This is a genomic window from Neobacillus camarae (genome assembly GCF_054950115.1).
Genome location: NZ_JBUCKX010000001.1, coordinates 1,175,955 through 1,191,547, shown reverse-complemented (window position 1 = coordinate 1,191,547; position 15,593 = coordinate 1,175,955). Strand labels below are relative to the sequence as shown.

14 protein-coding genes are annotated in these 15,593 nt (G+C 41.4%); 3 read left to right on the top strand and 11 right to left on the bottom strand.

All coding sequences use genetic code 11. The features are described from left to right. Positions 1–49 precede the first annotated feature (49 nt). Positions 50–1,948 carry an N-acetylmuramoyl-L-alanine amidase gene (locus ACY8D0_RS05560; protein WP_462409480.1) on the bottom strand — a complete coding sequence of 633 codons (1,899 nt, stop codon included), beginning with the start codon at positions 1,946–1,948 and terminating at the stop codon, positions 50–52. Positions 1,949–2,147: 199 nt separating this feature from the next. Then, on the bottom strand, positions 2,148–2,693 hold the full coding sequence (locus tag ACY8D0_RS05555; RefSeq protein WP_462409479.1) for a DUF4865 family protein: 546 nt from the start codon (positions 2,691–2,693) through the stop codon (positions 2,148–2,150). A 114-nt stretch (positions 2,694–2,807) separates the two neighbouring features. Here ACY8D0_RS05555 and ACY8D0_RS05550 point away from each other — a divergent pair, with 114 nt between their 5' ends. Then, positions 2,808–3,596, top strand: a complete 789-nt coding sequence (locus ACY8D0_RS05550) for a LysR family transcriptional regulator (RefSeq protein ID WP_462409478.1) — start codon at positions 2,808–2,810, stop codon at positions 3,594–3,596. Between the two features lie 65 nt (positions 3,597–3,661). Here the strand turns inward: ACY8D0_RS05550 and ACY8D0_RS05545 are convergent, their stop codons facing one another. The 3 genes from ACY8D0_RS05545 to ACY8D0_RS05535 form a co-directional block, all read right to left on the bottom strand. Further along, the gene (locus tag ACY8D0_RS05545) at positions 3,662–3,937 is read right to left on the bottom strand and encodes a hypothetical protein (protein WP_462409477.1); all 276 of its coding nucleotides are present in this window, start codon (positions 3,935–3,937) and stop codon (positions 3,662–3,664) included. 148 nt (positions 3,938–4,085) lie between these two features. Further along, complete coding sequence (locus ACY8D0_RS05540) at positions 4,086–4,217, bottom strand: YjcZ family sporulation protein (RefSeq protein WP_462409476.1); 132 nt, start codon at positions 4,215–4,217, stop codon at positions 4,086–4,088. A 27-nt stretch (positions 4,218–4,244) separates the two neighbouring features. Continuing rightward, a complete protein-coding gene (locus tag ACY8D0_RS05535; protein WP_462409475.1) occupies positions 4,245–4,346 on the bottom strand; it encodes a YjcZ family sporulation protein in 102 nt (33 codons plus the stop codon). A 101-nt stretch (positions 4,347–4,447) separates the two neighbouring features. On the opposite strand from ACY8D0_RS05535, the gene ACY8D0_RS05530 reads away from it, so the two are divergent. Continuing rightward, on the top strand, positions 4,448–4,678 hold the full coding sequence (locus tag ACY8D0_RS05530; protein WP_462409474.1) for a Spo0E family sporulation regulatory protein-aspartic acid phosphatase: 231 nt from the start codon (positions 4,448–4,450) through the stop codon (positions 4,676–4,678). A 91-nt stretch (positions 4,679–4,769) separates the two neighbouring features. Here ACY8D0_RS05530 and ACY8D0_RS05525 read toward each other — a convergent pair whose 3' ends face one another. Together ACY8D0_RS05525 and ACY8D0_RS05520 are read right to left on the bottom strand one after the other, a co-directional pair. Continuing rightward, positions 4,770–5,936: a sulfite reductase subunit alpha gene (locus ACY8D0_RS05525; RefSeq protein ID WP_462409473.1), complete on the bottom strand. Its 1,167-nt coding sequence runs from the start codon at positions 5,934–5,936 to the stop codon at positions 4,770–4,772. A gap of 93 nt (positions 5,937–6,029) precedes the next feature. Beyond that, positions 6,030–7,292: a S1C family serine protease gene (locus tag ACY8D0_RS05520; RefSeq protein ID WP_462409472.1), complete on the bottom strand. Its 1,263-nt coding sequence runs from the start codon at positions 7,290–7,292 to the stop codon at positions 6,030–6,032. Positions 7,293–7,580: 288 nt separating this feature from the next. Between ACY8D0_RS05520 and ACY8D0_RS05515 the strand changes: the two genes are divergently transcribed. Further along, positions 7,581–10,145, top strand: a complete 2,565-nt coding sequence (locus ACY8D0_RS05515) for a rhamnogalacturonan lyase (protein WP_462409471.1) — start codon at positions 7,581–7,583, stop codon at positions 10,143–10,145. A gap of 65 nt (positions 10,146–10,210) precedes the next feature. On the opposite strand, the gene ACY8D0_RS05510 is transcribed toward ACY8D0_RS05515, so the two are convergent. The 4 genes from ACY8D0_RS05510 to ACY8D0_RS05495 form a co-directional block, all read right to left on the bottom strand. Then, positions 10,211–11,533, bottom strand: a complete 1,323-nt coding sequence (locus tag ACY8D0_RS05510; RefSeq protein WP_462409470.1) for an ABC transporter substrate-binding protein — start codon at positions 11,531–11,533, stop codon at positions 10,211–10,213. A 191-nt stretch (positions 11,534–11,724) separates the two neighbouring features. Next, a complete protein-coding gene (locus tag ACY8D0_RS05505; protein WP_462409469.1) occupies positions 11,725–12,009 on the bottom strand; it encodes a spore coat protein in 285 nt (94 codons plus the stop codon). 20 nt (positions 12,010–12,029) lie between these two features. After that, positions 12,030–12,233 carry a hypothetical protein gene (locus ACY8D0_RS05500; protein WP_462409468.1) on the bottom strand — a complete coding sequence of 68 codons (204 nt, stop codon included), beginning with the start codon at positions 12,231–12,233 and terminating at the stop codon, positions 12,030–12,032. Positions 12,234–12,372: 139 nt separating this feature from the next. Continuing rightward, complete coding sequence (locus tag ACY8D0_RS05495; protein WP_462409467.1) at positions 12,373–15,453, bottom strand: MMPL family transporter; 3,081 nt, start codon at positions 15,451–15,453, stop codon at positions 12,373–12,375. Between the last annotated feature and the right edge of the window lie 140 nt (positions 15,454–15,593).

The window sequence follows — 15,593 nt, the reverse complement described above, 5'->3', positions numbered from 1 at the left end:
AAACGATAAAAAGGGAATACCAATTTTAAACGGTATCCCCCTCTTTTTATTATGGTTCTACAACCTCAACATCACTTTTCTTAACAAATCCTACACGATGATTGAAAGTAATTTGGTAGTACTCTTCTGTCCCTTTGACGACTTTGTTAGTCGATGGGTCATTGAAATACTTGGCGTGATAATAATCGGATTGTACTGGTCCTGCAGCAACATACTGTTGACCTTTTGGCAGTTGGTATAATGCCCCCGCAACTCCTATAGCATTGCTTGCAATACCAGTCCCTTCATAGGCAGAGATTTCTGGGTACGCTGCCCCGTAAACTGGAATCGAGGTAAGCCCCTCTTTTGGTGTAATTACGATTCCATCTCCTGGTACAGTATTTTTGTTATTAGGATTGTAGAACCATGCCTTTTTCCCGCCAAAGTAAATGGCTGTCCAATCTCCCTGCTGGTCTGCTTTCACGTAACTTTGTCCAGTGGCAGCTTTGTTTCCCCAATCGCTAATGCTTATCGTTCCCGGTGCACCGTTACTTTGAAGGGCAGTGTCACTGATAAGCGGTGCACTAAAGTTAGGTTCGGTCCGCAGCTGAATGAAGCTGGAAGACAATGATTCAAGCGCTCTGTTTCCATAGGTATAGCTTTCGATATTCGTGTTGTAATTCGGATTAATGGTGACTATTGAGCTATTTCCCGCATCACTTGGATTAATGGATTCTCCTAGCACATTAAAGAAATGAGACCAGTTCCAGTAGGCACCTGGATCCCAGTGCATAGCTTTTTGCCTTGCCACCGAAAGCCCTGGTATTTCATCATGACCGAGAATATGCTGCCGGTCTATTGGAATGTTATATTGTTCAGATAAATATTTTACCAGTTTAGCAGTGGAACGATACATTTGCTCGCTATACCAGTCCGCTCCTTCTGCTGCAAATCCTTCATGTTCAATCCCAATGGAGTGCATATTAAAATACCAGTTTCCCGCATGCCACGGTACATCGTTTGGCCGGACCATTTCCGTGACCTCACCAGTTTTTGAAACGATGTAATGAGCACTTACAAAGGAATTTGACAAGAAAGTGCTAATAGCAGATTGCACGCTTCCCTCTATATCGTGGATGACGATATAGCGGATATCAAGCCCATCCTGCGGACGGTTGGCAATATCATAGTTGCCATAGTTCGTCTTACTGCTGGAGAACTGTTTGTATGTAGCTGGAATATACGTACACTCTAAGCCATTTGGACAATCGGCATTATTATATTTTGCATTCCGCAATGGAATATTTTTGGCCGTATCCTTATTTGGAACAATATTCTCGGCTGTTAATTGGAGTTTATTCCCGTTTTCTGTCGCTTTTTCTTGCCCGCTTTGGATCGTCGCATATACGCCATCTGCAAACTCTGTTGCGGTCTCCGCAATGTCAGTACCGCTGTATTTGACTATAGCCCCATACCAGTCGGCCGCATTGGAAGGAAGCTCGCCTGTTGTTTCTTTGGCATATTCAGCGAGCAAGGCAGCACCGCCGCGAATGTTTTGTTCTGGATCGTTCTTTAGCGAACTTGAGTCCGCATTTAGAATTTGGGCCGCATGACCAAGCATGTCTTCTCCCTGTTCATCGGATACCGAGGATGTACCGGTGACCGTTTCATCCCCTCTTGCGCTCAGGTCATGGTCACTCTCAACCAAATTCATGACCCCATATCCACCCATTTCACTTCTTCCTTCGTGCTGCTCCCAACGTGATTCATTGTAAGATACAGCCATCAGGACATTTACCGGCACTCCAAATTCTTTTGCCGCATTTTCAAATACTGCTTGGGAAACTTCGGTAGGTGAAACTGTTTCCGCATAAACTTTAACTTCTTTTTGTGAAAAATTCCAAGATGGTACGGAGAATAATGAAGCTGTTAGTACAGAAGTCATAACCAAATTTGCAACTTTTCTCATATGAGACCCCCCTTTTTACAGAATAGTAAATTAATATTCTGTCATTAAGGGGGTACTTCCTGCAATCAAACCAATAAATGAGTCAAATTACACAGGAAAAACATTCATTTTTTACTAAAAATAGGATGAATTAACTAAAAATTCTTGTTCCAAATGTTGACAAAGGAAGACACAATGTCCTTCCCTTTGCCAGCATTTGCTACTGTGAAATATGCAAAATTTGATAGACTGTAAGCTTATTACTACCGTTGATTTCCGGTTTTTCTCGATAAAAACTGAAATGGCTGTAGCCCCATTTATCCGGATTATAAATTAACAACTCCCCCATACTTTTCGGATTTGGGACATATTGTTTACTAATTTCAAATTGCGTATTAATTAACGATTTGCCTTCGGGAATCGTTCCTGCATACTCAACAGCATATCTGCTTGCATTAAAATCTTCGCTTAACTGAATAGATAAAGGAACTCCAATATTTATCTGCCGCCAGCCAAATGATGCTAAAATGTTGTCATAAGAACCTTCAAAGATAAATCGGTTCATGCCCTCAGGATTATTCCAAATATATAACGGTGCATATGAATTGTATAGATTTCCGTTTTTCTCCACTTCAGTCATCATATAGGCTTTAAAATGAAGCCCTGGGAAACCATCTGTCTTATATCCATTGTCCGTCACCCTTTTCCTAATGATCCCCATGTCATAATCATTTGGCAAAATGATTTTATATTGCATTCCTATCATGATTATCCCCTCACCTTCTATAATTTTATGATATCCAGGGATAAGTTCCGTGTAAAATAGCTGTTATTTATAGGTGATATCATTTATAATGATGACTAGGAGAGGTGGTAATTAATGGAACTCAATGATCTTATCATTTTTAAAACGGTCGCAAATGAAGGTTCCATCAGCAAAGCAGCAAAAGAGCTGGGCTATGTACAGCCAAATGTAACGGAAAGAATAAAAAAACTGGAACACGAGTTAGATACACCGCTTCTGCATCGCGATCATAAAGGGGTTACACTCCTGCCATCTGGTGAAATATTGCTTGACTATACGAATCAAATCCTCCATTTAATAGAAAAAGCTAAACATGAAATTAAAATGACCAATGATTCCTACCGAATCGCAACAACACAATCTATTTTATCCATATATTTAAGTAACCGAATCAAGGACCATTTCCATAAATTTCAGATTTATTTGCCAAACAGCAGCGAACTGCCACAACTATTAAAAAAGCAAGCGGTTGATATGATCATAACTTATTTGGATATTTGGGAACCATCCATTCAAAAAGTTTTCACTACTGGCCTCCAAATGGGGTTACTAAAAGCAAAATGTACAACTACTATTGACTATAAAAAGGAATACTATTTTATCAGCCATGACCAACAATGCCCATTTCGTCGTTATACTCTTGAATTTATTGCGGAACATGGTATTTCAAAAGAGCAAATACATCAAGTAGATTCTTATTCTCTTGTTATGGAATTTGTTGCAAATGGTAAAGGTTTGGCCTTTTTGCCGGTTAACAATCTTCAATTAGATATCATTAAAGAAGTACCAATTGTAGAAATACCCATTCATTTTTTCATTTCTCGAGGCCCTACTAAGGGGTTCCCAATCGAGCTTTTCAATTAAAAGAGGGATTAAAAAAGACATTACATTAGCTGCAATGTCTTCCATTTATAACTCAATATTAAACTTTAATAATGATCCTCGTGTCTTGAGCTTGAGCTTGAGCTCGATTCGGATGATTCAACATGATGTCTTTCCTGTTCGTGGTCATGTTCATGTTCTTCTCTCGGCGGGGGCCCCCAAAAAAATCCCCATGGATCTCTCCTTGGAGCATGATCTCCCATGGACGATTCTTCGTGTTTCCCGCGATTAATTTTAACGTTCTCCGGGTCGACAATTTCAACATTTTTAGCGTGGATAATTAAATTGTCAACATGGATTACTTTTTCTTTTTTCCCGGACATTGTTACACCTCCTCCAAATATCTGCTTTATCCTATTCTTTTTTAGTACTAATGTATGGGCGAATGGCAAAAATTTTTTACAAAGAAAAAGCCTTTGTATAGGCTTTTTCCCGCATGAAGTCATTCATCTTTTAAATTCCACTTTTCAATCAATAAAAGCAAACGGCACCAACGATAATTAAGAGGATAAATAATACGACGATTAATGCAAATCCACCGCCATAACCAAACCCTCCGTAGCCGTAGCCAGAAAAGCCTGGATATCCAAATCCATAGGACATCGTTATTCCTCCTTCAACCTTTATTTTTTAATAAAACCAACCGCCAACATAGGCTGACCCTACAATAATCAGCAGGATAAATAAGACAACGATTAACGCAAAGCCTGCACCGTATGCACCATCTGCCATTTGCGAGAGCCTCCTTTCTAGTTGTATTAACATGATATGTAAAAAAATAAAAAATGGATGGGCACACTCCCAAACAAAATCAATTTAAGGTTTTCTTAAGCTTGGCTTTCTATAATACAACAATTGGAAAATATGATGGTTTAACGGAGAGAATCATGTTGAATATCGAAATGGCGGTTGAAAAATTGAAGTTAGAACTTGATATTGAAATGCTGAGGCAAGAATTGATTTGCACCGGCATGACGGAAGGATTAACAAACAAGCGGACCATTGAAATTAGTCAAAAGCTCGACCAATATATTCTTAAATATCAGTCATTATGGGCACCATAGGAAACCCGATAAAAAAACTCCCTTCCTGTTCGGAAGGGAGTTTCTCTTTACATCCGCTGTCAAAGACGGAATATATTTTCGCTATACTATTTTAGTACACATCGCGTTGGTAACGGCCTTGCTCTTTCATCGAATTTAAATAGCTTTCCGCTGATTCACGGTTCATGCTGCCTTCTTTTTCAATCACATTGATAAGAGCTTCGTGGACGTCTTTCGCCATATGCTGCTTATCCCCGCAAACATAAAAGCAGGCGCCGTTTTCCAACCACTCAAACAATTCTTTACTGTTTTCAATCATTTTATGCTGGACATACACCTTTTGGGCTGTGTCGCGGGAAAAGGCTGTGTCTAATCTTGTTAGCACACCATCCTGTTGATATTTTTCCAACTCGTCTTGATAAAGGAAATCCGATGCCGAATGCTGATCCCCAAAAAACAGCCAGGTCCGGCCTGTCGCTTCGATAACTGCTCGTTCTTCGATAAAGGAACGGAATGGTGCAATGCCTGTTCCCGGTCCGACCATAATGATATCTTGGTCTGGGGACTCCGGCAGGTGAAAGTGTTTATTTGGTTGGATAAAGACTGGCAGCGTATCACCTTCCTGAACACGTTCCGCACATAAGACGGAACAAACGCCTTTCCGTTCGCGGCCATGGGAAGTGTAGCGCACCGCCCCAATGGTCAGATGAACTTCATCGGGATTTGCGCTCAAGCTGCTGGCGATGGAATAGAGCCGTGGCGGCATTTTTCTTAGCATAGAAACAAATTCTTGGGCCGAAGCCTTCCATGGGCCAAAATCACGCAATACATCCAGTATATCCCTTCCGTCGATGAATTCTTTTAACTGTATGGCATTTTCAGTTAATACCAAGTTTTGCAATTCATCGTTTTCTGTGAATCCCGCTGCCTGCTGCATGATTTTTTTCGTTAACAATGTGATTTCAAAGTAGGTCAATAACGCTTCTTTTAATGAAAGTGTATCACCTTGCTTGTTAATCGTGACAATCGTTTCGGGATCCCAATGCATTTCCTCAATGAGGGTATCCACCAGCTCCGGATCATTTTCAGGGACAACTCCCAGAGCGTCACCAGGGGCATAGGAAAGCCCGGAACCTTCTAATGATAACTCGATATGCCTCGTTTCTTTATTGGAACCATTTCCATTTAAATTAATATTTTTGAGAACCTTGGCAGGAAATGGGTTCGTTCTTGAAAATAGGGTTGGAACTTTTTTAGAATGGTCTGCCGTAAGTTTCATTATCTTCACCTCTATGAACTATACATATTCATTATATTATAATAGAGATTTCGCTGTTTCTCCATAAAAAGATTTTCCAAAATCCTATACCTTCTATTCGGTAATTTTCACATTGACGGTGGTTTGTTTTCCATCACGATAAATTCCTAATTTTACTTCATCACCGTTGCTTACTTTCGTATATAAATATTTTCTTAAATCGGTGGAACTGGTGATTTCTGTTCCATTCATAGAAACAATGACATCGCCTTGCTCAAGTCCCCCATTTGCTGCGGCCGAATTGGCTTCCACCGTGGTGACGTACACACCGCCTGTGACTGAATCCGGCAGGTTCTGCAAGTAATTTTGCGGCACTTGTTCGAGATCCGCCAGTCCCACACCTAGATACGGACGGCTAATTTTCCCGGTTTCAATTAGCTGATTAACAATTGGTATAAAATCATTACTTGGGATGGCAAAGCCTAATCCTTCAACACCGGACTCGGCTATTTTCATGCTGTTAATCCCAATCACTTGTCCCTGTGAATTGATCAAAGCGCCGCCGCTATTCCCTGCATTAATGGCAGCGTCCGTCTGAATAACATTTGTTTCCCAATCCCCTGCAGATGTGGAAACGGAGATACTGCGGTTTGTGGCACTGACAATGCCTTGTGTGACGGTTCGGGATAATTCAAGACCAAGCGGATTTCCAATTGCATAAACCTGGTCACCGGCCCGCAGTTGGGAAGAATCACCGAACTCGGCGGTTTGCGTAACGTATTTGGCATCAATTTTTAACACTGCTAAGTCGGTTAAAGCATCCGCACCAACCACTTCAGCAGTTGTCTTCTGTCCATCATACAAGGACACCTCCAAGCTAGAAGCCCCTTCAATGACATGATTATTGGTCACGATATAGGCATAAACGCTATTTTTTTGAAAAATAATCCCTGACCCTGACCCGCTTTCTACATTTTGGGAAGTGCTAGTAGCAGAGTAATAATTACTAGTTTGCTGTTGGTAATTCACAATACCCACAATCGCTTTCGATACATTCTCGACCGTATCCGCAAGTGAATTCGAGGTTGAAGTACTTGTTTGGGCTGTAACAGGCTGTACGGAAGTGCTTGTGCTTGATGTTTTTGCACTCACGGATTGCTGGGTGTCTGTGCCAGATACGAGAGTCTTGAAAGAGTCCATATTAGGAACAACAGCTAATGTCAAGGCTGACCCAACCACCCCTGCTGCCAATGTGGAGACAAATCCTTTCATTTTGCCTTTTTTCTTTACTGGGGCGGGTGTCCCCTGTTGATTCATAATATTTTCATTTATAGAGTTTGAATTGGTATCGAACTGATCTTGATTATTAAAATCCATTTTGAATTCCTCTCCTTTTACCGAGTCTATTATCATTTCCTTGTCTAGTACTTTACCCTTCAAAGCTTAAGAAATTATTAAACTATTAATTTGGTACAAAAAGACTAGGATAATAGGCTCGAAATGCTTTTTTGGAAAATAAACCCACTGTTTTTTCAAAAAAGAAGACGGTTTATTAAATGTTTTGGCTAGAATATTTAAAATATAATAGACTCGTAATTCCTTAAAGGAGAGGTAGGCGCATTACTATTTTGTAAGCGGATTCAATAAAAGGAGGAGGATCACAAGATGAAGAGACGTACAATAAAAACAAAAGTACTAACCTCAGCATTAGCTTTACCCCTGCTATTAAGCGGAGTTTCAACGGCATCAGCAATTGATTTCCCAAAAAACAAACCGGGAAGCCTTGCTGGAATCCAGTTAGAATACCTTGACAGAGGCTTAGTGGCAGCCCAAACATCTGAGGGCATTTTCTTAAGCTGGAGATTATTTGCCAACGAAGTAAAGGGTTCTTCAAAAACCGGGCTTACGGGAGTAAACTTTAAAGTTTACCGTGACGGACAATATGTCGCGACGGTCGAAGACAGCACAAACTTCTTAGATAAAGATGGGACTTCCGCTTCCAGCTATTATGTAAAATCCGTCTTGGATGGCAAGGAATTGGACCAAAGCAGCACCATTAAACCATGGCAGCAATCATACGTGGATTTAAAACTGAATAAGCCAGCCGATGGGGTTACCCCAAAAGGTGAGGCGTATACGTATTCTGCCAATGATATGAGTGTCGGCGATGTGAATGGGGACGGGCAATATGAATTTTTTGTAAAATGGGATCCTTCCAACTCTAAAGATGTATCACAAAAAGGTTATACCGGCAATACCTATATTGACAGCTATAAAATGGATGGGACTTTATTGTACCGAATCGACCTAGGCGTGAATATCCGCTCTGGTGCCCACTATACGGAATATTTAGTTTATGATTTTGATGGCGACGGCAAATCCGAAGTAATGTTCAAAACTGCCCCTGGCACAAAAGTAATTAATTACGATATGGACGGAAAAGCTGCCTCCGAAAAATTTATCACTATGCCGCAAAAAGACATCGATGCAGGTTATAGTAATCAAGATGATTATCGGATGAGCGCTGCGGATTATTATAACCATGTGGTGAACATGTTTATGAATTGGCAGAATCAAGAAGAGGTTAAAAAAGGGAATTGGCCAAGTACGCTTGAAGAAGCGTTCGGTATTGAACCAAAATATTCGTATCCACTGTCCGAACAGGATGCCAAAAGCTTAGCCGATTACTTTATGGACGTGTATGCCCCAAGCCGTAGCGGCAACAATAAATTAAGAGAGTTTGAAGGGTTTATTTTAGAAGGGCCTGAATATTTAACGGTTTTCAATGGGGAAACAGGCGAAGAAATGGATACGGTTGATTACAAACCCGGCAGATATGATGACGGCCTAATGTGGGGCGACTATGCTATGGCCAGAATCGAACCGGGCAACCGTGTCGACCGCTACCTGGCCAGTGTTGCCTACCTTGATGGTGAGAAACCTTATGCCGTATTTGCGCGCGGCTATTATACCAGGGCCAATGTGGTTTCCTATAGCTGGGACGGCAAACAAATAAAAGAACACTGGGCAGTAGACAGCGGCTGGACTCCAATGAGCAATCCATTCAACGATGGACCACACGGCAAAGATGGTACAGATCCGGTATTTGGTACACTCACCACACAAGGTGCCCACTCCTTGAGTGCAGCAGATGTTGATGGTGACGGCAAACAAGAGATTGTCTATGGCGGGGCCACAATTGACGATGATGGCAAAAGTTTATTATACAGTTCCATGGATGTATTGCCTCCGCAAAGTGCAGCACCTGGCACCACAGCAAGACTGGGCCATGGGGATGCGCTGCATGTAACCGATATCGACCCTAACCGTCCAGGGTTGGAAATCTTTATGGTCCATGAAGGCGCTGCATACGCACCATATGGATATTCGCTGCGTGACGCCAAAACGGGTAAAGTCATTTACGGCGGCTATACCGGCAAAGATACCGGCCGCGGAATGATTGGAGATGTCGACCCGTCACATCCTGGTTTAGAAACATGGGCGGTTGGACTTTGGACGGCAGATGGCACCAAAATCAGTGATAAGGCTCCTGGAACAAACATGAACATCAAGTGGGCTGCCGACATGACCACGCAAATTGTCAATGGGTCTGGCAATTCCACACCAACTATTGATGATTGGCAAAAAGGCACCGTGCTTAAGGCAGAAGGAACAAGGACCAATAACAGCACAAAGGGAAATCCAAGTTTAGTGGCTGACGTCTTTGGGGATTGGCGCGAAGAACTGCTGGTCAGAACTGCCGATAGTTCCGCCATTCGGATGTATCTCAGCACGGATGTAACCAATCACAAATTATATTCGTTAATGAATGATCCGCAATACCGTGCCGAAGTGGCAAGACAAAATACAACCTATAACCAGCCTTCCTACACAAGCTTTTATTTCGGAAGCGATATGGACTTTTCTAAGGTTCCTGTGCCGACATACTGGACTCCAGGTTTATTAACAGGTTTAGAAAAGGATCTGGCGGCATATGAGGATAAGAGCGAGCTAACTGACCCATTAAGCAGCCAGCTTGAAAGTGCCAGCAAGCAAGCGCAGCACCAATTAGAAATTGGCAATGCTGAAAAAGCAAGCAAATTTATCGAGAAGTTTATTTCAGAGATTGATAAGAAAACCAATGAAGCCTATAGTTCCTCTGAAGCAAAACTTAATTTGACACATAAGGCCCAATTAATATTAGATGCATTAGCAGCCAGCAACAAATAACAAAGAAAGGGTATCCCCTCTTATTGCGGGATACCCTTTTTTAATTCTAGAAAACTACTAAATTATTATTTCTTATTTTTAGCTAAAATAGCCTCTGCCTGCTGTCTGAACTGCTTCGCAGCATCTTCCGGCTTAATCGTTCCATAGGCCATTTGATCTGTAAAGCTTTTTAACGTGTTAATGACTTCGCCTGCTCCAATTGGATCTGGACCATTAAATTCGGAACTGTTTTTACCAGCCCAAGCCACATACTCGAATACTTGCTGTTGTGCCGGTGAAAGCAATGGTTTTAATGCATCTTGGACTTTAGGTGATCCCGGAACACCACGGTCACCAAGCATTAATTTATTAGCTTCAACATTATTGGTCATAAAGTCAATAAATTTGGCTGCTTCTTCTTTATGCTTGGAATTATTGGCAACAGACCAGATCATACTTGGTTTTAGGAACAATCCTTTATCGCCATTTGGCCCAGGCATGCCAACCATTTCCAGCTGACGGTTTGCCACTTGTTGGATACCAATAAATTGGTTAGACCATTGGAAAATACCGATGGATTTTTGTTTTACAACTGGGTCATCTTCCAGTCCTTTAACTTGTGCAGCGGCATCTGGTGCTTGGATAGCTTTCTCTTTTACCAGATCAGCATACATTTTAAAGTAGTTAACGAATAGCTTGTCATCTGTATAGCCTAACTTTGTGCCATCTTTGCTATAGAGGCTTTTCCCTTGAGTCCTCAAATAGTAGTTAAAGAATACGTCTGGAGCCGTTCCCGGTCCATTATCAATATACAGCCCGGCTTTGCTGGCTTTCTCCGCCATTGCTTTGTAATCATCCCAAGTCCAATCTTCAGAGACTTTGTCAACGCCGATTTTCTTGAGCAATGCAGGATCATACTGATAGCCAATTGCGTTTACACCAGTGCTAAGGCCATAGTATTTATCACCAATTTTTCCGCCAGCAAGAAAATTATCACTGAGGTCACTGGTATCAATTTGCTTGCCAAAGTATGGTTTTAAATTGGTTAGCTGGTTGTTCGTTGCATACTGTGTGATGTAAGAAAGGTCCATTTGAATAATATCAGGAAGCTCGTTTGCTGCTGCTTGTGGAGAAAGCTTCTTCCAATAATCATCCCAACTGGCATATTCTGGTTCAATTGTCACGTTAGGATGCTCTTTCTCATACATCTCAATAATTTTTAGCGTATAGTCATGTCTTGGTTGAGAACCCCACCATGACATGCGCAGTGTAATTTTTTCATCTTTACTTGATGTCTTGTCCTTCTCGGAATCTTTTTCGCTACTTTTGCTAGTCGTACTGCTGCCGCCGCAAGCTGCAAGTGAAAAGACCAAGAGAACTGAAAGAAGCATGACCACAAACTTTTTCATTGCACAAATACCTCCTTGAGTTATGTAAGTGCTTACATCTCGAATTATACATCCTTTAGTAAAATTGTCTTAATGAAAAAACCGACTTTTTTGTTGAAAAATCAGACATTTATATTAAATGTGACAATAAAATGAAAAGGCGCACTTCAACAGTGCGCCTCTGAAATTTCACTTTTGTATTCTAAAAATAATCATTCGGGATGTAAATTGTTTTGCATGAGCTCTTGTACTTTGCCAATCTGCTCGATTGTGGCAAGCTCGGTTTTGTACCAGCCTTTATGATTCATCGTTTCAAATAGTTCAAATTGATTTTGGCTGGCGGTTTCAAAGCAATTCTGATAAATTTCACGCAGCCCTTTGTGAGTTGTTTCCAACATTGTATTGGAGATGCTGCGGCACCGGCCCTTCTCTAACTCCAAACAAAGCTGAAGCATTTCTCGGTCCGTTAAACCGCGTCCTTCTATATTATTTGGCATCCGTTACACCTCTTTAGTATTTATTGAACATGATTGGTCCGGTTAAAATACTGGGACAGCTCGGCGATTTTTAACTGATGCCTCTCTGCCATTTGTTCTAGCGTTTTTCGGAGTTCTTGGTCATTGCACTCTGAGGCGCACCAGTTCATTGCCTTGGCCGTGATTTCTTCAGCCCGAATTTCATCCTCTATAAAAGCCAGTTCCTTAGTGGTCAACTGTGTCATTCGCTCTCACCCCTCATTGAAGTTACTCAAGGTTAGTTTTGTTCGAATGCACTATTTTTATCCATTTTCTTATCATTTTTTTCCATCTGTAAGACAATAAACACGGCTATCTGAATAGATAGCCGCTTCATATGGTATTTTATATTACATTTTCTTCAATCCTTAATTCCTCTTCCTCTTTTTTGGAAAATAAATTGGCTAATGCACTTGGCAAGGCAAGCATCGCCGGCAAAAAGATTGGAAGCAGCACGAAGCACAGTACCACCAGACCTGTAATGACTGCGATGGCCAATTCAGCTAATAACAGCATTCCAGATGGCATAAGGGTGGCAAAGGTTCCTCCAAGGATGATCACCGCTGCTATGATAACACCGCCGATATGCCTTGATGCCAATACGATAGCCTGTTTCTGCGGCATATGAGGATATTCCTTAAATCGCATCATCAAGAATATACTATAGTCCACTCCCAAGGCCACGATAATAATAAACGAGAAGAATGGAACAAAGGAGGAAATTCCTTCATATCCTTTTAAATCGATAAAAATATAATTGATGATGAACATCGCCGCATAATAAGCTCCTAAAAGGGATGCCGTTATGAAAACGGGTGTCCAGAAAGATCGGATGACAAAGAACAGTACAAGCAATACCCCGATAATGACAATCGTTGTCGTTCTATTGAGATCCCGGCTCAAGATATCATTCATATCTTTCGTAGTGGCGCTTGGACCGGACGTGCCAAACTTGGCATCAGAAAGTTGTGTGCCTTTCAGTCCATTAGAAACAGCGGCATTGACTTTATTGATTGTGCTTAACGCTTCTTTTGAATAAGGATCTGCTTTTAAAACCACAATCATTTTGGTGATTTTTCTATCATCAGACATAAATGCGTCCAGTGATTTTTTAAAGTCTTTGTCAGTTAATGCTTCCTTTGGAATGAAGAACGTTTTATTGGTTTTGTATTGCGTTAAAAATCCGTTCGTTTGACCAAGTCCATCGGAAATTTGTGTCAACCCGTCATTAACTTTTGAAAGCTGCTGGCCAAATACACCAAATCCATTAAGACCATCTACCAGCTGCTGCTGGCCTGATTTCATCTGGCCAAGTCCGTCCGTCACACTATTCATATTGGTCACGATTGTACCTATTCCCGAAGAAGCTTTATCAAGGCCGCTTTCCAGCTGCTTCAAACCGGCCGCCATTTGGGATAAACCGCTGCCCATGCTGGCAAGGTTTTTATTTGCTACCGCAAAACCGGCGGTTGCTGCATTGTAATTTTGATTTAATGTTTCTATTCCTTCCGGTGTAATTTCACTTAAAGAGGATATTAACCCATCGATGGTTTGCTTTAATGCCAGGTAATTGGTATCACTACTTACATCAGTATAACTACCGAGAGCATCCACCATTGGTTTCATTTGAGAGATTGCCCCTTTTACCCCTAAGAGGGCTTGAGCCGCCGCTTGGTAATGGGTTCCCATCTCCTCGTAACCTGCCTGCATCTTCCCAAAATTATCGGCTAACAAGGATACGCCGCTGCTCACTTGTGAAAGATTGGTTTCGATGGCAGCAATCCCATTGCTTATGGTTTGTGAATTGCTTGAACCATCATTGATCCCATTTTGAATTTGTTTTAATCCGTTTGTTAAGGCATCCATTCCATCTTGAAGCTTTGCCGTGCCGTCAACCATTTGAGAGACTTGAGAAAAATCGGCTTCTCCTAATTTTTCTTGAGCCAGTTTCAATCCATCATTGATTTGGTCCACACCATTTTGAGTTTGTGAAACTCCATCGGTAACAGACCCCATTTGTTTGCTTACGTAAAAATCAGCAATTTGCTCACCCTGAGGCTGTGTGACCGAAGAAACCTGCTTCACTCCATCAATATCTTTAATGCTATCTGATATGTTATCAATGACGGCAAGAGATTCATTATTATTTAACACTTTACTAGTTTCAATTACGACCGTAGCAGGCATGGCCTGGCCTTTGCCGAAATGGTCCGCAACGATATTAAAACCTTTAGAAGAAGGATATTTATTGCCCAGTTCTCCAACCGTATCAAAATTCAGCTTTTCCTGGTGCAGGTACACCATTGGCCCTAAGATTAACAGGATAACGACCACCGTTATAAGTGGACGCTTTATGGCGAAAGAGGATGTTGCACCCCAGTACTTATTTTCCTTATGCCCATTAATACTCTTGGAAGGCCAGAAAAGTTTTTTCCCCAGCACTTTCATGATAAACGGGGTTAATGTCAGAATTTCCAGCAATAGGATGGTTACACCGATTGCCACCACGACACCAGATTTATAAATTGGCGATTCGGCAAAAACGAGACCCAGGAAAGCAATAAATACCGTGAGTATACTGTATGCAATTGTTTTTCCAGCCGTTTTATAGGTATTCACGATGGCCTCATCTATCGAGAGGCCATGGGCCAATTCTTCCCTAAACCGATTAAACAAAAGGATGTTGTAATCAGTCCCTATCCCGAAGAGAATCAGGATCAGAAGCATTTGGGTAAGACTTGTGATCGGAAAACCGGCTTTATCAATTAATTGGGCCGCAATCCCCATGGAAACAAGATAGGAAAACGCCACAGCTACCAACGACACTAAAGGTGTCACTACAGACCTAAAGGCGATGATCAGCACGACTAAAATAAAGATGACGGTCAAGGCAGCACTCTTCTCAACCCCTGCCATGGACGCCTTCAAATAATCGTTATTGATAAAGTCTTCCCCGCTTAGATAATATTCGACAGGAATGTTTTTGAGCTTGCTGTCCAGTTCCTTTTGAATGTCATCTACTTCTCTGCCCTTTTTATCTAGCTTAAAGCTTACCATCACTGTGGTACCATCTTTAGAAACTAAAGAGCTTTTTGCATCAGGCATACTAAAAGGATCAATCATACTGGTAATGCCAAGCTTTTTGCTGCTATCGCTAATAGCCTTTACCGCATCTCCGACCTTTTCCATTTCACCGTTTGATATTTTATTTTTATCATAAAATACGATGATGTCGTTTGTTCCCTTGGTGGTATCCATCTTTTTTAGGATATTATCTGCTATGACGGATGGGCTGCTATTACCAGTGCCCTGCTGCCCTTTTTGCCTTAGTATGGCATTGATGTCCGGCTGAATGACTGTAAGCAATATCGTCGCAATCAACCATATGGAAAAAATCGCCCACCGGCCTTTAATGATTTTTTTCACCTTGTATCCTCCCCATTATTCTTTTAGCATGTTATTTTTCTGTTGTTTCTTCCCGGAAGGAACAAAACATCAACGAAATTTTTATACACATTAGTCACTATAACAAGGGATACGGAAGGGTTCAAAAAGCAAAATAGAAC